This is a genomic window from Parabacteroides sp. PM6-13 (assembly GCF_029892605.1).
GTDB lineage: Bacteria > Bacteroidota > Bacteroidia > Bacteroidales > Tannerellaceae > QVMG01.
This window is the reverse complement of sequence record NZ_JARXWF010000025.1, coordinates 1-20,561: the sequence shown is the minus strand read 5'-3', so window position 1 is coordinate 20,561 and position 20,561 is coordinate 1. Positions and strand designations below refer to the sequence as shown.

Annotated in this window: 16 protein-coding genes and 1 tRNA gene; 5 read left to right on the top strand and 12 right to left on the bottom strand. The window is 48.1% G+C overall.

Features of this window, described 5'->3' with window-relative positions:
• Positions 1-579: 579 nt before the first annotated feature.
• A complete protein-coding gene (locus M2134_RS15410; protein ID WP_280751491.1) occupies positions 580-1,257 on the bottom strand; it encodes a pentapeptide repeat-containing protein in 678 nt (225 codons plus the stop codon).
• Between the two features lie 150 nt (positions 1,258-1,407).
• On the opposite strand from M2134_RS15410, the gene M2134_RS15405 reads away from it, so the two are divergent.
• Positions 1,408-1,947 (top strand): hypothetical protein, encoded by a 540-nt coding sequence (locus tag M2134_RS15405; RefSeq protein WP_280751492.1) that lies wholly within the window; start codon positions 1,408-1,410, stop codon positions 1,945-1,947.
• A 27-nt stretch (positions 1,948-1,974) separates the two neighbouring features.
• Complete coding sequence (locus tag M2134_RS15400; protein WP_280751493.1) at positions 1,975-3,822, top strand: AraC family transcriptional regulator; 1,848 nt, start codon at positions 1,975-1,977, stop codon at positions 3,820-3,822.
• Here M2134_RS15400 and M2134_RS15395 read toward each other — a convergent pair.
• On the bottom strand, positions 3,819-5,030 hold the full coding sequence (locus tag M2134_RS15395; protein WP_280751494.1) for a hexokinase: 1,212 nt from the start codon (positions 5,028-5,030) through the stop codon (positions 3,819-3,821). The two genes, M2134_RS15400 and M2134_RS15395, sit on opposite strands and share 4 nt — an antisense overlap.
• A 265-nt stretch (positions 5,031-5,295) precedes the next feature.
• On the opposite strand from M2134_RS15395, the gene M2134_RS15390 reads away from it, so the two are divergent.
• Positions 5,296-10,938, top strand: a complete 5,643-nt coding sequence (locus tag M2134_RS15390) for an alpha-2-macroglobulin family protein (RefSeq protein WP_280751495.1) — start codon at positions 5,296-5,298, stop codon at positions 10,936-10,938.
• Positions 10,939-11,020: 82 nt separating this feature from the next.
• Positions 11,021-11,842: a tetratricopeptide repeat protein gene (locus tag M2134_RS15385; RefSeq protein ID WP_280751496.1), complete on the top strand. Its 822-nt coding sequence runs from the start codon at positions 11,021-11,023 to the stop codon at positions 11,840-11,842.
• 121 nt (positions 11,843-11,963) lie between these two features.
• On the opposite strand, the gene M2134_RS15380 is transcribed toward M2134_RS15385, so the two are convergent.
• From M2134_RS15380 to M2134_RS15360, 5 genes are all read right to left on the bottom strand, one after another.
• Entirely contained in the window at positions 11,964-13,085 is a 1,122-nt protein-coding gene (locus M2134_RS15380) for an aspartate aminotransferase family protein (protein ID WP_280751497.1), read from the bottom strand.
• Positions 13,086-13,117: 32 nt separating this feature from the next.
• The gene (gene argC / locus M2134_RS15375; protein ID WP_280751498.1) at positions 13,118-14,086 is read right to left on the bottom strand and encodes an N-acetyl-gamma-glutamyl-phosphate reductase; all 969 of its coding nucleotides are present in this window, start codon (positions 14,084-14,086) and stop codon (positions 13,118-13,120) included.
• The gene (locus M2134_RS15370) at positions 14,083-15,288 is read right to left on the bottom strand and encodes an argininosuccinate synthase domain-containing protein (RefSeq protein WP_280751499.1); all 1,206 of its coding nucleotides are present in this window, start codon (positions 15,286-15,288) and stop codon (positions 14,083-14,085) included. The genes argC and M2134_RS15370 overlap by 4 nt, the downstream gene beginning before the upstream one ends.
• An 87-nt stretch (positions 15,289-15,375) precedes the next feature.
• A complete protein-coding gene (locus tag M2134_RS15365; RefSeq protein ID WP_280751500.1) occupies positions 15,376-15,984 on the bottom strand; it encodes a GNAT family N-acetyltransferase in 609 nt (202 codons plus the stop codon).
• Positions 15,977-16,426 carry an ArgR family transcriptional regulator gene (locus M2134_RS15360; RefSeq protein ID WP_280751501.1) on the bottom strand — a complete coding sequence of 150 codons (450 nt, stop codon included), beginning with the start codon at positions 16,424-16,426 and terminating at the stop codon, positions 15,977-15,979. Before M2134_RS15360 ends, M2134_RS15365 begins: the two co-directional genes overlap by 8 nt.
• Before the next feature lie 185 nt (positions 16,427-16,611).
• Here M2134_RS15360 and rd point away from each other — a divergent pair, with 185 nt between their 5' ends.
• Positions 16,612-16,773, top strand: coding sequence for a rubredoxin (gene rd / locus M2134_RS15355; RefSeq protein ID WP_280751502.1), 162 nt, complete (start codon positions 16,612-16,614; stop codon positions 16,771-16,773).
• Between the two features lie 89 nt (positions 16,774-16,862).
• Here the strand turns inward: rd and M2134_RS15350 are convergent, their stop codons facing one another.
• The 5 genes from M2134_RS15350 to M2134_RS15330 all read right to left on the bottom strand — a co-directional run bounded on the left by M2134_RS15350 (position 16,863) and on the right by M2134_RS15330 (position 20,383).
• Positions 16,863-17,537 (bottom strand): MIP family channel protein, encoded by a 675-nt coding sequence (locus tag M2134_RS15350; protein ID WP_280751503.1) that lies wholly within the window; start codon positions 17,535-17,537, stop codon positions 16,863-16,865.
• Positions 17,538-17,695: 158 nt separating this feature from the next.
• Positions 17,696-17,768 (bottom strand) — tRNA-Lys (locus M2134_RS15345).
• A gap of 96 nt (positions 17,769-17,864) precedes the next feature.
• On the bottom strand, positions 17,865-18,668 hold the full coding sequence (locus M2134_RS15340; protein ID WP_280751504.1) for an MBL fold metallo-hydrolase: 804 nt from the start codon (positions 18,666-18,668) through the stop codon (positions 17,865-17,867).
• 9 nt (positions 18,669-18,677) lie between these two features.
• A complete protein-coding gene (locus M2134_RS15335) occupies positions 18,678-19,751 on the bottom strand; it encodes an asparaginase (RefSeq protein WP_280751505.1) in 1,074 nt (357 codons plus the stop codon).
• Between the two features lie 20 nt (positions 19,752-19,771).
• Positions 19,772-20,383: a trimeric intracellular cation channel family protein gene (locus M2134_RS15330; RefSeq protein WP_280751506.1), complete on the bottom strand. Its 612-nt coding sequence runs from the start codon at positions 20,381-20,383 to the stop codon at positions 19,772-19,774.
• Positions 20,384-20,561 lie beyond the last annotated feature (178 nt).

Sequence of the window (20,561 nt, the reverse complement as noted above, 5' to 3'; positions counted from 1 at the left end):
ATATATTGTAGGCAAGGCGTGGATCATCTGGAAAGCGAAAGATCCGTATACGGGGAAGGTGAGGTGGAAGCGAACGGGGAAATTAATTGATAATTATTAATTTCTTTACGCTGCGCTAAGCGAACGTTGTTTGTGGATCGACAATCCCCTACTACCCGAGGAGGGGTGACCGTAGGGCGGGGTGGTGGGAGAACGAAGCGGGATTTTGTCAAAATGATAGCAAAATAGTGGTTTTGCTTTACAATATGATACGTTAAAAAGTGTTACTCCTGCGGGTAATTTAAAATACCCCTACGTTTTCGGAAAATTTCTCGGACGATTTTGACAAAATGATATTTGGCTAAGGCCGATTTTCGATTCGCTTCCCGAAGGATCAGAGGCCATTTGATAATCGCTTAACGAGCGAAGCGAAGTGTAAAGTAAACTTAGTGCGACTTCGTGTTACTTGGTGGCTAAAAAAATATATATCTTAAGGAGGTTTTCACCACGAGGTAACACAAAGGTGCACGAAGTATAGAAATGTTCCATAATAATTTCGCGGGAGGGATCAATTCCCTCCCATAATTATCAGCCGTATTGTCAATAGCTATCGGCAACCAAATTGTCGGCAGGGTCAACCACCTCCACCCCTAACAGCCGTATCAGGTCGAGCGCCTGCACCGATGAGATTTTAGCGCCCCACAATTCGGTTCTCGGCAAGAGGTTGATGCGCAATCCGGCTATTTCCGAATCGGAGAGATTCATGCCTTTTAACGAGGTATTGTAAAACTCCGCTTCAATCAGGCGACAGGAGTCGAAAGCAACATACTGCAACTGACAGCTTTCAAAGGCGGCGCCGCGGAATTGAGATGTTTCGTAAGAGACATTGCGTTGCTTGCTTCCGGAGAGATTCATATAATCACCCATGCAATCTTTGAAGACTACCTGATGAAGCGTTGTCTCCGATAGGTTAGTCCCCAATAGTTTACATCCGATAAACTGCACCCGGTGCAGGCTGCTGCCCGACAGGTTCAGATTAGAAAGGTCGCAATTGGTAAAGACGATATCACTCCATTGACTTTTAGGTAGTTTACACTGGATGAAACGGCAGTTGGCAAAACGACAGCCATAGATGCTTCGGTTCGATGTATGCGCCTCATGCACCAGTTGGTTTCTGAAAAGACAGGCATAAATATCTTCCCGATCCTGACTGAATAGCTCGGTCAAATCTTCCTCTTCCTTTAATGTGTCTGCGATCTGCGGTTCCGTTATCTTCATGGTGACTATTTTTTTTGTTTGGGAACGTAAAGGTACATCATCTTCGGGTAGAAATCGCTTTACCCAACGATTTGCTCGGATTATTTGGCGCAATTTATTATTTTTGCCTGATATCATTCAATTTTGTCATTTTTATAAAAAGAATATAGTATGGAGAACGAAGTTTTAGGCATTGGTTCACGCGTAAGTCATAAAGAGTATGGTGCAGGTGTAGTGATTCAGGTGAAGTCGAACAGCTATATGATCACCTTTATGGATTTTGGAAACCGGGAGATTCTGAAGAGCTACGAAGGGCTGGAGGTCTTAGACCGGATGGAACCGGATGAGGATCTGGTGAGCCAGGAGATGATCGAGCAGTCGCTCACACGTATCCTGCGCAAATTCGCAGATATTACGGAAGTAGTTCCCATCGCCGATAAGTACAAAGGCGGCACCCTGGTGATACGCCCGGCCAATCCGGAACTGAAATCCTACGAAATGCCTATCGGCAATTTCTTTAGCAAGATCATCAATATCCGCGAACGCCTGCGTGTCATGGAGCAAAAGATCAACAACAACGATAAATTGGACGAAGAAGACAAGATTGTTTTGCAACAATATATAACCCGTTGCTACGGCAGTTTGACCTCATTCAATATCCTTTTCAAGAACCGGACGCAACAATTTGTCGGCGAAGGCCGGAAATTCTGAAAAGAGAAAGGCTAAAATCCTTGTTCGATGAAGTGCTTTTGCCACTGTCTGTTGATTGCTTTTCTATCTCTACTGGCTTCTGTTTATACGCTGGGCAATAGTATGTCTGTGGATGCTCGCCCGGAAAACACCCCCGCGGTCGACTCGTTACTTCTCCTGATGGATGATGCCACCGGGGAGAGGTTGTTTGATCTTTATACCGAACTGCATAATGCGCTTTACGGCATCGGCGATGAAGAAACGCATATCCATTACCTACGCGCCTATATCGATGAGGCTGTCCGTCAGAAGAACAGCTATGAGGAGGCGTATGCCCGTACTTCTCTGGTAGAGGCTATGTATAATTATGGTATGCCCCGAAACCGGTTTCAGGAAGAGGCGGAGTTAGCACTCAAACTGATTCCCAACGAAGGAGAAACCCGGCGCCTCCATTTTCATGTAGCTTCCATGGTGATAGATCTGGATATCATATCCGCCAATTACGAAAACGCTTTGTTATCGGCCGAAAAGTTATATAATAAGGCCAAAGAGCTTCGCTATGACACCGGTATGTCACTGGCTTTGTTGTGTATGGGTAGAGCCTATTTTGGCCTGGAACTCTTCGATAAGGCGGAGAGCTCCTGGCGTGAAAGCCTTCAACAGGTAGCTGAAAATGAACACTTCCTTTATATAAAAGGAGACACCTATAGTTACCTGCTGGATGTTATGCTGGCCACCAAACGTTATCAGGAGGCTTTGGAGGTCTGCAAAGAGTATGAGGCTTTTATTTCAAAAGGGGAGTTGTCGGATGATCCCGGTAATCTCAAAGGCGAGAATGATACCCAGTGGTTTCTGATACATCTCTCTTATGCCGGTATTTACACTGGGCTTCGGCAGTTTGATTTAGCTGAACAACATATTGCCGCGGCCGAAGCTCTTGTTGTTTCTAAGACTAATATCGGCATGGATTCGCTGGAAAGAGTCCGTTTTGAATGGCAGTTGGCGCAAGGCCACTATGAAGAGGCCGGGAAAACAATCGAACGGATTGAGGCGATTTTGGGCGAAGATCCGGACTATCATGATAAACTGAGTGTAATTGATTTTAGAGCCAGGCTTAACTACCAGTCAGCACAATACAAAAATGCCGCGGAGACCTACCAAACCTATATCGCTTTAAGTGATTCGTTGCAAAGAATAGAACTGGCCTCACGTCTTCATGAGCTTCGGGTGCATTATGAGGTCGATAAATTGGAATTGCAACAGAAAAATGATCAAATCAGCCTCCGCGCGTCGCATAACCTAACCATAGGCCTTGTTGTGATACTGTTATTATGTTGTGGAATCATTGCCGGGGGCGTATTCTATTCGCGTCGCCTGGCAGCTAAAAACCAATTACTCCTGCAGCGTATAACCGAGCAGGATCTTATGGATAAAGAGAATGAGGTGCTTCGTGGTCGATTAATTCTTTCAGAAGATCTGCCCGGGAAAGAAAAAGATACGGGATCGGAACTCTATCTCCGGTTGAAAACACTGATGAGCGATCCGACCTTTTTTACCAATTCTGAGATTGGACGTAAAACCATAGCGGAACATCTGGGCACGAATGAAAAATATGTGCACGACACGGTCCGGAAGTATTTCAACATGAGTATATCCGACTATATAACCAGCTTGCGCCTAAACTACGCGCGCAAGTTATTAGCTCAGTCGGTTTCTAAATATACGATAGAGGCGGTGGCTCTCGATGCCGGTTTTACCAACCGATATACCTTCCACCGCCTTTTTAAGGAACATTATGGGATGACTCCCAGTGAATTTCGCCATCTTACGCATAACCGTCAACAGGAATGCCCTGAAGAGGCGGACGATATGAAGTCGGATAACGCGATCGCTTAGCTGATAGCCGCGATAGCGGTGCCGATCAGGTTGGCATTCTCCACCGGTTCGATATGGATATACATATCGGTATGGCCGAACTCGCTCAATAGATGAGTCAATTCTTCCTGTACCATGTCTTTGTAGCTTTTCCCGAAACGAACAGAGCTCCAGAAAAGACTTCCTTCGGCTGTCAGGCATACTTTCCGGATTTTCGGATTCTGTGCGATCAGTACGTTGATCAATCCCGCCAACGAAGCCGCTACCAATTTGGCCGAACGGATATAGATCCAGTTGGCTACCTGTACATGGTCTTCTTTATAGATATCCGGATAGCTGATCATCGACGTCAGGCGTTCCGCGTCAAATTTCTTTTCAAACTCTTCCAGCGGGAATACTGCTTTCAGTATTTCTCCCAGATACATACCGGAAATGGCTTTCTCGAAACGTTGACTACCCCGGCTGCCAGAGAGCGCGTCAACCGTATTATCAATAGAAGTCAGGTGGGGCGGGAAGAAATTACCCGATTCCAGGTTGATCGGCATGGAACCGAAGTTTTTATGTGCCTCATCCAGCTTCTCAATGTTTTTCGAATCAACAAAGGTAGCCATATTAGTACCCGTGCCCACAATCAGCCCGATATAAGCATCGAACCGCTCGCCCGCGTAACCGGCAAAGAGGCTGGCTACCGTATCATTAATCACTTTAATACCCGTAAACGGCACATCCGGACTCTTCTCATTCAGGTGATCCATAAGAGGCTGACCGATTGGCTGGCCCACCATCTCGTCGATATTCACCCCTTTGGTCCAGCGCAACAACACCCCGTCGCCATTCGGCATAGAGTCCGCCGGGTACGAGAAGCAATAGCCAATCGGCATCTCTTTCTCCCGCTTGATCTCCAGGATCGGGTCAGCCAATTCTTTGAAGAGGTTCGCCTGGGTGAAGCCCGGCGTCTTCATGACACGAAGATCCTTTTTCCAGCCGTTCTCGGGATGGATAGTCGGTGTTCCACCAGCAAAATCAACGGTTGCCACCCGGTAGTTGGTGCCTCCGAGGTCGAGCACGACCGCTTTGTCCTTATCGGTCGGCGCTTTCGGGGAAATATAGGTCGGAAGACATTGAATCTGACAGTTTGGTTCGGCTAATCCTTTTTCTACTTCGCGTTGCAACGCTTCGGCTATCTCTTTCAGTTGTTGAGTATTTAACTCAAAGATGTTTTTCTTCATGAATGTTTATTTATAATTAGGTAATAGAATAGTCGGTACACATTGAAACACCAAAGATCTAAAGTATTTTTTAAATACACAATTTGAGGTGCAGTTTTTGCACCTCAACCTCATTTTTGTATATCGTTTTTTTTGCGTCTTCTTTTCCCTTCTACAGAAACCTTCTATCCTTTTACTTCTTATTAACAAATAATTTACATTCTTTTACGTTCAAATAGTATCTATATAGCAAAGATGATTGTTTCATGTATAAACAAAAGTGATTATGAAGAAGAGTGCAAGTATGGCGGCCGTATTAGTCGTGAGTATGCTGTCTTTGATGACAGCCACCGGATGCAGGTCTACCCAATCGACCAAAGAACCTACCCAATCGAATATGGAAATAGTGTATAATGAAGAGATATCCCCTTCGGTCTTGAAAGAACAGATCAGCCGTATGAAAGAGGAGCTGGAAAAAGACGGTGATCGTTTTCCGGAACTGATCGGCGAAATAGAAACCCTGTTGGCCACCCATCCGGGAGCAGCCTCACAGGCGATGCTTCACTCGATGGCGGCCGAGATGTATGATAACTATTATATGCGTAACCGTTGGCGCTTCGACCGGCGCACGGCTATCACCGGATACCAGCCGGACGATATCCGCGAATGGAGCGGTAACCTGTTTGAAGAAAAGATAAAAGAGCATATCGCTCTCTCCCTGCAACCGGCTTCTGTTTTGCAAAAGACACCGGCCACGCTGTTTGCCGAGATGATGCAAAAAGGGAAAGACGCTCCGTTTTTCCGTCCGACACTGTATGATTTTCTGATGCAGCGGGCGGTAGAGCGAAGACCGTCGGAAGAGATCTACCAACAATGGTTGCAATTCCGCCAAAGCGATAATAACCGGCAGGCGACCTGGATGGTCGAACTCGACTACCTGGCTTTCCAATACCAGCAGAACAGGACAGAGGCTGCCTGTAAAGCCTATGGGCAGGCATTAGACAAGCTCCTCAAAAAATACGCGAACGATGACTTCTCCGTGGAGGTGCGCATGGCGAAAGTGGAACAATGGGAATATGCTAAGGCGTATACCGAGAACCGCGACTCTCTGTTGGCGCTGCAATATGAATTGATGAAAGAAACGGTTGCGCAATTTTCTCATTACGAACGGATCGGGTTGGCAAAGAATTATCTAGACAACCTGACAAGACCATATATCTCATCGGTCGTGCCACAAACGGCCTATCCGGGCGAGGCCATGCAGATTCCTTTTTCCTATCGCAATATGAATAAGGTAACGGTAACGATCTACAAGAGCCGGACAAAGGCGATCGAACTGACAGGATACCGTTCCGATAAAGACGCTCAGCTAGGAGAGGTCTATAAAACAATCTCTTTCGACCTGGAGACGCCCAATCCGTATACGATAAAGAGCACGATGCTTCAGATCAAATTGCCGGAAACCGGCATATACGACCTCTCTTTTTCGGCAGAAAAGGAAAAGGTAGCCGTTTCGCATACCGTCAGTGTGACCCGCCTGGCAGCGGTATCGCGCCATAACGAGGCCGGAGGGCAAGAGGTTTTGGTGGTTGATCTGCAAAGCGGAAAGCCACTTCAGGGGGTATCGGTGACCTATTATGGCGATAAGCGGCGCGATCTGAAAGAGATGGGCATCGTAAAGACCGATAAAGAAGGGGTGGCTATTATCCCGAAAAATGATAAGATCTATGCTTTCCAGGCTACTTCAGGCAAGGATACCTCGTCGCGCTTCACCATGCTCTATCCGGAGTATGGCGCGGATAGTTCAGAGTCTTCTACGGTCGAAATCTCTTTGTTTACCGACCGAGGGCTCTATCGTCCGGGACAAAATGTGTTCTACAAAGGGATAGCCTGGCAACTAAATAAAGAAAAGGCTACGATTGTAGCGAACAAAGCGTATACAGTAACCTTGCATGATGTAAACGATAAGGAGGTGGCTCAGCAAAAGGTACGCACCAATGCCTTCGGTTCTTTTCAAGGAACCTTCACCCTGCCTCAACAGGCGTTAACGGGCACCTTCATCCTTTCGGTAGAGGGGGTTGGCTCTACCTGGCTTCGGGTGGAAGAATACAAACGCCCTACCTTCCGGGTAGAGGTAGAACCGATCAAAGAAGAGGTGGCCTTTGGCGATGAGGTGACGCTGCGCGGAAAGGCAAAGACCTTCTCGGGCGTGGCTCTGCAGGAGGGTGAAGTGACCTGGCGAATCATTCGCCGTCCTTTCTGGCTCTATCGGGACGGATACCGCGAAGAACAGGTGGCCCAGGGGGTGACGAGTGTAGGTGTGGATGGTGGCTTCTCAGTTGCTTTCTGTCCGGAGAAAACGGAAGGCAAGACGAACTTCTGGCGGCAGTTTTACCGCTTTGAGCTCATTGCAACGGTGACCGACAGCAAAGGAGAGACACAGGAGACAGCCTATAGTTTCCCGGTTGGCGAAGCCAGCATGACGCTTTCCGTTGGGTTGACCGATAAGGTGGATAAGAAAAAAGTAAATGCTTTGGTAACGGCTCAACTGCTCAATGGCGAACCTGCCGTGGCAAAAGGCACCTTCCGCATTGTCGCTTTAACGGAAGAAAAGGAAGAGACAAACAAGACTACCACCTTTAAGGAAGGAATAACAGCCGCCAGTGGCAACTTCCAGTCCGGAGAGGCGATCGATCCGTCGCTGTTTGCAGCTATGGCATCGGGGCGTTATCGCATCCGATTGGAAGCAAAAGACAGTAAAGGCAGAATGGTGGAAACGGAACAGGACTTTGTTCTCTACAGTACAGACGATAAACGCCCACCCATCGTGACCAACAACTGGCTGATCCAAACAAAAACAGTTTGCCAGCCGGGCGAAACAGCCGAATGGACTTTCGGTACATCCCGTGAAGAGGCGTATGTACTGTATGAAGTATTCCAAAACAACAAACGTATCCAAAAAGAGCGTTTGGTGCTCAATAACGAAAACAGAACCTTCAAACTGCCGTTCCGGGAAAGCTACGGCGACGGGGTGATGGTCAGCCTCACCTACTTGAAAGAGGGGGAACTCTTTGTGACGCAGATCCCGATCAAACGCGCGTTGCCCGACCGGAAACTAACGATCCGTCCGGAGACATTCCGTGATCGTCTGTTACCGGGCAGTCAAGAAACCTGGAAATTCCGTATCACCGACAGTGACTCATTGGCTGTTTCGGCAGAGGTATTGGCTGGGATGTATGACAGCTCGTTGGATCAGATCGTGCCGTTTGACTGGTATTTTGCTCCCGAACGCTACATCTTTTTGCAGGCGCCTCGCTTTGCCTTGGGCTCTGGCTACAATTTCTCCTATCAGAGCAACTCCGCCAGAACGGATCATGTGAAGGTGGAAGGATGGCAATTCGACCGGCTTGACTGGCAGGGTATTATGAGCTTGGGCTATGGTAGTCGTGCCGATATCATGCTCAGAGGATCTAGTAATAATATGATGAAATCGGCTGTTGTCGAAGAGGAAATGGCGGAAGTCGGCGATATGTTGTACGCTGTTTCGGAGAATGCGGAAGCAAAAGAAGATCGGGATTTTCCGCAAAAATCAACGGGAGCCGGCGAAAATAAAAGCGAAGCATTGCCCCAACTGCGTACGAACTTCAATGAAACGGCTTTCTTCTTCCCATCATTATTGACCAACGAAGCGGGCGATCTGATCGTTAGTTTTACGATACCCGAAAGCAATACAAGCTGGAAACTGCAGGCGATTGCCCATACCAAAGACTTGAAATACGGGAAAATGACACAGGAGGTGATTACCTCCAAACCGTTTATGGTATTGCCATCGTTGCCACGCTTCCTGCGTGAAGGCGATCAGATCACCATCTCTACGCAGCTTTTGTCGCAAACAGAGGAGGCCTTGCAGGGCAAAGTGCGCCTGGAATGGTTTGATCCGGCCACCAATCAGCCGATCAACGGGATGAATGCCGCCGAACAATCGTTCCGCCTGGCAGCCAAAGGGCAAGCGAAAGCCCATTGGACAGTGGAAGTTCCTTCTGGAATGGATCTCGTAGGCGTGCGCATTATGGCGGACGCGGATGCCGGAAGCGATGGTGAACAACATATCTTGCCTATCTTGCCTGCTGGTATCTTGGTAACGGAGAGCAGACCTTTCTACCTGAAAGAGAACGACCCGCAGCAGGTAAAACTCAACCAACCGAAAGGCAGCTCGCCTTTCCGCATGACGCTGGAGGTGAGTGCCAATCCGGTATGGTATGCCGTGCAGGCCTTGTCTACATTGCAAGCGCCGCAAAACGACGATATCCTTTCCTGGTTTGCCGTTTATTACACCAATACATTGGCTACCTCTATCGCGCAGGCGCATCCGCGCATTCAGCAGGTGATAGCGCAATGGACGGCGCAAGGAGGAAGTGTAGAAACGCTTTTGTCGAACCTGGAGAAGAATGAAGAACTGAAGAATATCCTGTTGGAAGAAACACCCTGGGTATTGGAGGCGGAGGATGAATCAGCGCGTAAGCAACGCTTGGCTCTGCTCTTCGACACCAACCGGGCGAACGACCTGCGGCAACTGGCAATGCGGGTATTATATCTCCAACAATTGGAAGATGGCGGCTGGGGATGGTTCAAAGGCTTTATGCCGAACAGATCGATGACACTCTCCATATTGAAAGGCATGAGCGCGTTGAGTCAGATGGGCAGTGTGCAATACAACGAAGAGGAGAAGCGCATGCAGATAAGTGCCTTGTGTTACTTAGATAAGAGCATTGCTAAAAGCTATGAATGGCTGAAGAAACAGGATAACGAATGGGAAAAGGCGATTCCTTCTGCTGAAATAATTGAGTTCCTCTATGTGCGTAGCAGCTATCGGGATATACCGGAAGATGGAAGCGCGCGCGAAGCGATTCGTTTCTATACCAATCAGGCAGAGAAAAACTGGGAAAAACTATCCCTTTACGAGAAGGGACAAGTGGCATTACTCATGCATCGCAATGGCAAGAAGGAGGTAGCACAAACCATTCTTGCCTGGTTGCGCAAGACAGCTACCGTCTCGGAAACCCAGGGTATGTACTGGGCGAATAACCGTCGCGGCAGTAGTTTCTTCACCTCTCCGATCGATACCCATAGCCTGTTGATGCTGGCATTCCACGAAATCGATGCGAACAAGACGGAGACAGACAATATGAAACAATGGTTGTTGAACGAGAAACGGACGCAAAACTGGGAATCGACTCCGGCTACGCTGAATGCGATCCACGCCATTTTGTTGACAGGAAGCGATTGGTTGAGTACAGATAATAAGGTAACGGTGCAGTGGGGCACGAAGAACTATTCGACTTCCGACGGAGAGATTGCCACAGGCTATCTGAAAGAGACGCTGGCAGGAGCCGAGTTGACAGGCCTGTCCGACGCCTTGACCGTTCGTAAAGAGGGCGATTCGCCGGCCTGGGGTGCTGTTTACAGTCAGTATTTTGCGCCGATCGATCAGGTGAAAGGCCAGAAAGGCGTATTGAATGTGGAGAAGAAACTCTTTGTGGAGAGCAACAACGGCAAGGAGCGTCAGATCAGACCAGTGGATAACAACCAACTGAGGGTAGGGGACAGGGTGATTGTCCGTCTGACTATCCGTACGGATCGCGAAATGAATTATGTCTACCTGAAGGATCTTCGCGCGGGCTGTTTCGAGCCTGCGGCACAACTTTCCGGTAGCCGCTCACGCGATGGCGTATGGTTCTATCAGTCACCGAAGGATGTGTCCGAAAACCTCTTCTTCGAAAGGCTTCCGAAAGGCACCTTTGTGGTGGAATATCCCGTATATGTGGCTCGGACAGGCAATTACGCTGCCGGCATTACGACGATCCAATGTTTGTACGCGCCCGAGTTTGTGTCGCATACTGAAGGCAGTAGACTGGATGTTAAAGATTGATATAAAGACCTGTACAACGTGAAAGCGGAGGTTGGTTCCGGGAAATTTCATGTACATTTGCCGGCAAATAAATAGCTACACTATGCGAATACTGACAATGTTGATAATATGCATCCTCTCTACGGGGGCGATGCATGCACAGACTTACGAAGAATGGGTGAATAAAAGCTTCGATTGTCTGGAAGTGGATGATCTTGCTTGTGCGGAGGAATGCCTGGAGAATGCCCTGAAAGCGGAACCGGCCAATCCGGGGAACTTTGCCTTATTGACCAACCTGGGAACCGTGCAGCGTATGCAAGGCAAACCGGAAGCGGCGCTTCAGTCGTATACGGCGGCCTTGGCTCGTATGCCGAACAATGCGGGTCTGCTTGAGAACCGTGCCAGCCTCTATGTGGATCTGGGACAGAAAGAACTGGCTATTGGTGACTATACGGCGCTTCTCGAACTGCAACCGTTGAATGAAGAGGCGCATTATTTCCGCGGCCTGCTCTATCTGGAAGAGGGCAACTACCTGGCTGCCGAGGATGATTTCGAGCGTATCTTGGAGATCAATGACAAGACGGTACGCGGACGTGTGGGCTATGCCCTCCTGGAAAAGAAGCGTGGCAATTATGACGACAGCGAGCGAATCTATAATTACCTGATCGAAAAGGCTCCACGCGACTGGAGCCTGTATGAGGGTCGTGCAGACCTTTATATTCAAATGGGTAAATATGCCCGTGCCATGGCGGATATCAATAAACTGTTTATCGAGACGCAACCCTCCGCCTTCCTGCATGCCCTCCGTGGAAAAGCGAAACTGGGTCAGTATGAAAAGGAAGCCGCCATGATCGATTTCACCAAAGCCATCGAACTGGGCTATGACAGGCAGAAGCTGAAGGAGTTGTTGGTGGAAGAGAAGTAAGAAGTTAGAGAAGTCAGAGAAGTAAGAAGTTAAAGAAGTCAAAGAAGCATGAAATTGTGACTTCTTACTTCTCTGACTTCTTTACTTCTCTGACTTCTTTAACTTCTCTGACTTCTCTATATTATACCAACTTCCTAAACTTCTTCAAGAACGTTTCCGCCTCTTTCATTGTCAGGCAAAGGGGAGGAAGCAAGCGTATGGTGTTGGTGCCGGCGACGCCGGTAAATACCTTCTCTTCAAACAACAGGCGTGAACGTACTTCTTTGATCGATTCTTCAAACTCGATACCGATCATCAATCCCCGTCCGCGCACCTCTTTGATGCCGGGGAACTGCAGTAATTCATCCATCAGGTATTTGCCCACTTTGGCAGCATTCTCAATCAGGTTTTCCTCTTCGAAAATATCCAATACCGAGATAGCTGCCGCACAGGCCAGATGGTTCCCGCCGAAGGTGGTTCCCAGCATGCCATAGACCGGCTTGAACATCGGACTGATCAGTAAACCGCTCACCGGAAATCCATTCCCGATCCCTTTGGCCACCGTAATCAGATCCGGACGAATGCCGGCATATTGATGCGCAAAGAACTTTCCGCAACGGCCATACCCCGACTGTATCTCGTCCAAGATCAGGCAGGCATTGTATTTGGTACATAAAGCACGCAGTTCGCGCATAAACTCATCTGTCGGCAATTGAATACCTCCAACTCCTTGAATCCCTTCAATAATCACCGACGACACGTCGCCCTTCAGTAATTCCTGCTCGACAGCCACACTATCGTTCAACGGCAGATAGGAAACCGCCAGGTCTTCGTTGACCGGAGCGATGATTTTCGGATTATCAGTTACGCGTACAGCCGCCGATGTGCGCCCATGGAAAGCATGTTCAAAGGCTAAGACCCGCTTCTTGCCGTTATGGAAAGAGGCCAGTTTTAGGGCATTTTCATTGGCTTCCGCCCCTGAGTTGATCAGAAAGAGCGAATAATCATCGTATCCGCTTGCCTTGCCTAATTTATCGGCTAAGGTCTGTTGCAGGCTGTTAATCACTGAATTGGAATAGAATCCCAATTTATTCACCTGATCTGTAATGGCCTTCACATACGCCGGATGGCTATGCCCCACGGAGATCACCGCATGGCCTCCATACAAATCAAGATATTCAGTCCCTTCCGAGTCCCAGACCTTACAGCCCAGCCCCCGGACAATTTCTATATTAAATAATGGGTATACGTCGAACAGTTGCATTTTAATTATGAATTATGAATTATGAATTATGCTTAAAATCCCGAGGGTTTTAAGTGCAACCCTACCTTTTCTTCTAATCCGAACAGGAGGTTCATGTTGTGAACGGCTTGTCCGCTGGCGCCTTTCAGTAGGTTGTCTATCATGGAGATAATCAATAATTTGTCGTCATGTTTTTCCAGATGGATCAGGCATTTGTTGGTGTTCACCACCTGTTTCATATCCGGATTCTTATCGGTAATGAAGGTAAACGAGTGATCGTCGTAGTACTCTTCATAAATGCGACGAAGTTCTTCCAGGCTTACTTTGCAATCGATATAGGTCGTAGCAAAGATTCCGCGGGAGAAGTTGCCGCGCACCGGAATGAAGTTGATCTTGCTTTGGAAGCTGTTCTGCAACTGGCGCAGGCTCTGATCGATCTCATGCAGGTGTTGATGTGCAAAAGGTTTGTAGATAGAGATATTATCATTGCGCCAGCTGAAATGAGAGGTCGAGGTGGGTTTCACTCCCGCTCCCGTCGATCCGGTAATGGCATTGACATGCAATTCCGAATTCAGCATCAGGTGCTTGGCCAAAGGCAACACGGCTAACTGAATACAGGTCGCAAAGCATCCCGGATTAGCCACATATTGGGATTTGCAGATCGCACGTCGGTTCAGTTCCGGCAAGCCATAGATAAACGGATTGTCTTCCGCTTTCAGGCGATAATCCATGCTCAGGTCGATCACCTTCACACGCTCAGGCAACACGTGGCTCTCCATGAATTTCCGGGAATCGCCATGTGCGGAACAGAGGAACAACAGGTCTACCTCATGGAATGGCAGTTCGCTGGTAAACACCATATCGGTCTCGCCAAACAAACCACTGTGTACTTCGGTGATTTTGTTCCCCGCATTACTGGTACTATGGACAAATACAATCTCTGCATCGGGGTGATTGATCAATAAACGAATCAATTCACCGGCCGTATAACCGGCTCCTCCGATGATCCCAACTTTAATCATTGCTCGTCTTTGTTTACATTATAATATATCTTCATCTGGTTACCCAAAATCCGGGTAAAGCCTTTTACATCATCGGCCGTCCAGGCTTTCTGCTCTTCGCCGTAGACACCGAAATCGCTCTTCATCAGATCGTGATCGCTCTCCACGCCCACCAGCGTGTAGGTATACGGACGCAGGGTGATAATCACACGACCCGTTACGTTGCGCTGTGAGTTTTCCAGGAAGGCCTCCATATCGCGCATCACCGGTTCCAGATACTGTGCCTCATGCAGGAACATACCATACCAGGTGCCCAACTGCTCTTTCCAGTATTGTTGCCATTTGGTCAATGTATGCTTTTCGAGCATCTTATGCGCGTTGATGATCAATAGCGGACCGGCAGCTTCGAAGCCTACGCGTCCTTTGATACCGATGATGGTGTCGCCCACGTGCATATCGCGGCCGATCGCCCAGCGGCTACCCAATTCTTCCACCTTGCGGATCGCGTCTACCTTGCTATCGAACATTTCACCGTTCACCCCAACGATCTCTCCTTTCACGAAGTCAATGAAGATGTCCTCTTCCACCTCGTCTTCTGCTTCCAGTTGGGAAGGATAGGCCGTATCGGGCAATGTCTGGTTGGAATGCAAAGTTTCTTTGCCTCCTACACTGGTTCCCCACAAGCCTTTGTTGATAGAGTATTCCATCTTCACAAAGTCGGCCTCGTAGCCATGCTCCTTCAAATAGTTGATTTCGTATTCACGGCTGAGGTTCATATCGCGGGTCGGCGTGATGATCTCGATGCCATGAGCCAATACTTCGAAGGTGAGGTCGAAGCGCACCTGGTCGTTGCCCGCTCCGGTGCTACCGTGGGCTACCGCCTCGGCGCCGATTTCCTTGGCGTAGTTGATCGTGGCCAATGCCTGGAATATGCGTTCGGAACTAACGGAAATAGGGTAGGTGCCATTGCGAAGCACATTCCCGTAGACCATATATTTGATACTCTTTTCGTAATATTCTTCTTCGATATTGATGGTCACGTGTTTAACCGCCCCCAGTTGGTAGGCACGTTCTTCGATCGCGCGACACTCTTCTTCGGTAAAACCGCCTGTGTTGGCCAGCGCTGTATACACATCATAGCCTTTGTCTTTCGACAGATACATGGCACAGAAGGAGGTATCCAAACCACCACTGAATGCCAAAACAACTTTTTTTCTTTCCATGTTTATTAGAGCCCCTTCCGGCCTCTCCAAAAGGGAGGGGGAAGATAGCAATTTTTTTAATTAGTTATTATTTCGTATCATTTTTCTTTATTGCTGCCCTCTCGGATTGCCTGAGCGAGCCTCCCGTTGTGCCCGGTGCGGGTCTTGCGGGTCGAACAGCATAGCCGTGCAGATGCAATACTTACGTCCGGTGCGTACCAATACATCATGGTTCACACACCCTTCACATCCGCGCCAGAAGGCTTCGTCGTCGGTCAGTTCGGCAAAGGTGACCGGCGCATAACCCAATTCGGTATTCATCTTCATCACCGCGCCGCCTGAGGTCAGACTGAAGAGCTTCGCCCTTGGCCAGCGTAGGCGAGCCAGCGTAAACGAGGCCTCTTTGATGCGCTTGGCGACCCCTTTATGACGGTATTTATCCACGACGATCAATCCCGAGGTGGCCACATATTGTTTGTTGCCCCAGGACTCGATATAGGTGAATCCTACAAATTCATCACCTGCCAAAGCAATAATGGCTTTGCCTTCTCTCATTTTCTGCGCTACATAATCGTGTGTGCGCTTCGCAATACCGGTACCACGTACGGCAGCCGCCGCTTCAATGGTGTCCAGGATGGTATCGACGTACACTTCGTGCGAAGCGTCCGCCACCATGACTTCTATGTCCAAATCTTTTTCCACCGTAGTCTCAATCATTATCTACGTATCCTTTAAGTGCTGTTATAATCTCTGTCCGGCTGACGCCTTCGCGGGGAATGATCAATATCGTATCGTCGCCCGCAATGGTGGCTAATATCTCCCGGGGCGTATGCTGGTCGATGTCGGAGGCGATGCCCATCGCATAACCCGGACGCGTCTTGACTACAGCCAGGTTGCCCGAAAACTCAATATTCGGATGTTTTTCGGTCTCCCGTATCGGCGCCATAAAAGCGGCGTAGTTGGGCAAACGATACACATAGTTCCCCTCGCTATCGGCCAGCTTCACGATGTTCAACTGCCGAATGTCTCGCGACAGGGTAGCCTGCGTTGTGGTAACCCCCAACGTTTCCAAGCGGTTAAGCAACTCTTCCTGGCTGCCTATGTTTTCCGCTTGCACCAAACTGCGTATTGTCTCTAATCGTTCTTTTTTAGTGATCATATTGCATATTTATGCAAATAAGCCGCAAATGTACGGCTAATATTTGAATAAATATACATTTATGCCAAGGAATAGATGTTTAAGGAATGTTAAATTGCTGTTTTCTCCCGTGATGCCTCAACTTATTGCCAACAACTTTTGTTTCTTATGTAGAGATACATAATAATAACTAATAAAAGTGAGCAATGAAAAAGTACGAATGTAATGTGTGCGGATATGTATATGATCCGGCAGAAGGCGACCCCTCAGCAGGGATAGCGCCGGGAACCCCGTTTGAACAACTACCGGAAGATTGGACTTGTCCGCCTTGTGGTGTAGGTAAAGAGGAGTTTTCTCCGATTGATTAAGAAGCTTCAGAAAAACAAAGTAGCTTCTAAGAAGACAAAAAAAGCCGATGGATCATCTCCATCGGCTTTTTAAGTATATCAATTGTTTTTTATTCTGTGTCGATTGCTTTCCAGGTAAAAGCGGCTACAGCAGCACCCAACAACGGGGCAACAATGAAGAGCCAAAGCTGAGAAAGGGCAACACCACCTTCAAACAAAGCCGGGCCGATGCTACGTGCCGGGTTTACGGACGTTCCCGTAATAGGAATACAAACGATGTGAATCAACACTAGGGTAAGACCGATAGCCAATCCGGCGAATTTGTTGTTAGCTCCTTTGGAGGTCACGCCAAGAATCACCAGTACAAAGATAAAGGTGAACACCGCCTCGGCGATGAATGCCTGAAGCATCGCTCCGTCTGTAAAGCTGTTTGAACCGGTTGCCGTTGGGCCATTATGTGCACCGGTTGATACCAAAGCGAACAAGATAGCGGAACCAAGGATCGCGCCGATCACCTGGAAGATCATATACATTCCGGCATCTTTCCCCGACATCCGGTTGGAAAGCCATACGCCTAACGTCACTGCCGGATTGATATGACAACCCGATACCTTACCAATGGAATAGGCCATCGCTACAATACTAAGACCAAAAGCCAGGGCTACCCCCAGTGTTCCAACGCCTGCACCAACAGCTCCCGCTGCATTACCGGCAAAAACGGCACTACCACAACCCATCAGAACCAATACCATTGTTCCGATCATTTCTGCAATATACTTCTTCATGTTTTCTATAATTAATTAAACATTCGTATTAAAAACAGCGGAAATATACAAATAGTTCTCTGTTTAAGCGGATATAATGTAGATTTTTTTTGAGGAAGAACTCCCCAAGAGGACTCGTTTGGATACAAAAAAAGCCGCTTCTAAAGCGGCTTTTCCTGTATCCCGGGAGGGGCTCGAACCCTCGACCCATTGATTAAGAGTCAATTGCTCTACCAACTGAGCTACCGAGACATGGGCAATTATTGTCATTGCGGGTGCAAAGATAGGGTTTTAATTAGTACAGACAAATATTTTTATTTTTTTTCTTCGTCTGAAGAGCACCTTTTTTTAATCGAATTCGAAAACTTCAGAAGGTGTCGTCCGTTTGAGTGCCGTCAGATTGACATCTTTTCCTACGCGGATACCTTCTTGGAACAGGCGGATATCGATGGTTTTATAGGCCAGTTCGGGGTGGTTGTTGTCCTTGCTCAGGTGACACAGCCAGATGTCTTTCAGGTCGGGGGTATAATGTGTTGCCAGAAATTCGGCCGCCTCCCGGTTGCTTAAATGACCGGTTGGGCTGGCTACCCGTTCTTTCAGGAAAGCGGGATAGGAGCCGAAGCGAAGCATTTCCTCGTCGTAATTGGCTTCGATGATCAGGTGGTTCGCCATCGACATATATCTGCTCACCGTTTCGGTGATATGTCCAACATCGGTCGCGAAGGTGAAGCGGTGGTTGTCGTATTCGATATGGTAGCCCACATTGTCGGTGCTATCGTGAGGTACTTCGAAAGAGGTCACCTTAAAATCGCGGATAAAAAAAGGAACCTCCTTTTCAATGATCCGGCGCGATCCGTAAAGCGTCTCTTCGACATAACGGCTTTTGTCGATACCGTTATGCACCCCTTCGGTGGTATACACAGGGATATTGTATTTCTCTCCCAGGCAACCCACCGTTTTGATATGATCCGCATGGTCGTGGGTGATCAACACCGCCAAAATCTGTCCGAAATCTATATCGAGATCTTTTAATACCTTCTTGATGGTGCGAATGCCTATCCCGGCATCGATCAGTATCCCATACTGAGCGTTTCCCAGGTAATAGCAGTTGCCACTGCTTCCACTCGCCAAACTAACAAATTTTAGTTTCATTTTTCTCTATTATCTTACAGGCGGATGATCCGGGATGGTTATCTCGCCTATTAGTGAACAATTCATGTATTCTTTTACCTCTTCCGGGCTCATGTCATGCCCAAAAAGGAACATCAGCTTGGTGACAGCGCTTTCCGTCGTGCTGTCGTAGCCACTGATAACGCCGGCTTCCAATAGTTTGTGTCCGGTCTCATACCGATGCATCTCCACCGTACCGGCTATACACTGGCTTACGTTGACAATCAGGATGTCTCTTTTTACCGCGTCTTTCAGCATATCCAGAAACCATTCCTGGCAGGGCGCGTTTCCGCTTCCATAGGTCTCCATGACAACGCCTTTCAGGCCGGGGATAGTCAAAATGCTTTCGACCACCAGCGGCGATATGCCGGGGAAAAGTTTCAGGATGGCAATATTCGTATCGAGTAAATAGTGAGGCTTCAATGGCTTGCGTAAAACAGGGTGGTAGACCTGCGGCAGATCATATTTAATATGTATGCCGGCATGTGCCAATGCCGGATAATTATAGGAACGGAACGCGTTGAAATTGTCGGCACTGACTTTGCAGGTACGATTTCCGCGCAATAGGTTGTTTTCAAAGAAGACGCATACTTCCGGAACGAGGGGCATGCCGTTTTCTTTAGCCGCGGCCATCTCAATGGCTGTAATCAGGTTTTCTTTTCCATCGGTGCGAAGCATACCAATGGGCAGCTGAGAACCGGTCAGAATCACCGGCTTATTCAGGTTCTCAAGCATAAAGCTCAAGGCGGAAGCGGTGTACGACATGGTGTCTGTCCCATGCAATATCACGAAACCGTCATAACTGAGGTAGTTGTCTGTAATAATTCCGACCAGTTTCTTCCAACATTCGGGTCCCATCTCCGAAGAGTCGATAGGTGGATCAAATTGGATACTGGAAACCGTATGACCTAATTTCTTCAACTCCGGCATATTGTCCTTGAGATGTTGAAAATTGAAAGGCTCCAGTACCCCGGTCTCCGGGTTTTCCATCATGCCGATGGTACCGCCGGTGTAAATGAGCAAAATGGATGCTTTTTCGTTTAGATTGTTTTCCTGAATAGTCATAGCGCGCAAAGTTAATTATTTTATTCATCCCCCTTTAGTATAGGGACGCTTATATGGAATTTCACAGCAATCAGCCGGGCTGCTAATACACTGGCGGCCGTGACCACCTGGGTGACCACCGGTGTGACGTGCAGCCGGTGACAAATGTAATAGATTATCCCGCCCAAAACGCAGGTAAGGGCATAAATATCTTTCCGAAAGATAAGCGGTACCTCATTGATCAGGATATCGCGAATCATACCTCCGAAGGATCCGGTAATGGTGCCCATAACGATAGCCACCCAGAAGGGGTGTCCCAATGCCAGGGTGCGGTCGATTCCGGCAACCACAAAAAGCCCTAACCCAATGGCGTCGAATATGAAAAAGGTATTGTTGAGTTTGATCACATATTTACGAAACGCCAAGACAAACAGCAAGGCCAGCGCGGACACAATCAGGTAAGAGGCGTCTTCGAGCCAGAAGAGCGTTTTGTTGAGCATGATATCGCGGATCGTACCCCCTCCGATAGCTGTCACAACCCCAACGACGTATGCGCCAAACCAATCAAATTGTTTGGCGGAGGCCAGCCGAATACCACTAATGGCAAAAGCAAACGTCCCGGCATAGTTGCAAAAGGTGATAAAATCTATCATTTTGTTTTTTTGGCAAAGATAGTGAAAGTTGAAAGCAGAGCCAAACTTGTTTGAGCTTTGCTGAGACGCATCCTATCTTATGGAAAGATAGTGAAAGTTGAAAGCAGAGCCAAACTTGTTTGAGCTTTGCTGAGACGCATCCTATCTTATGGAAAGATAGTGAAAGTTGAAAGCAGAG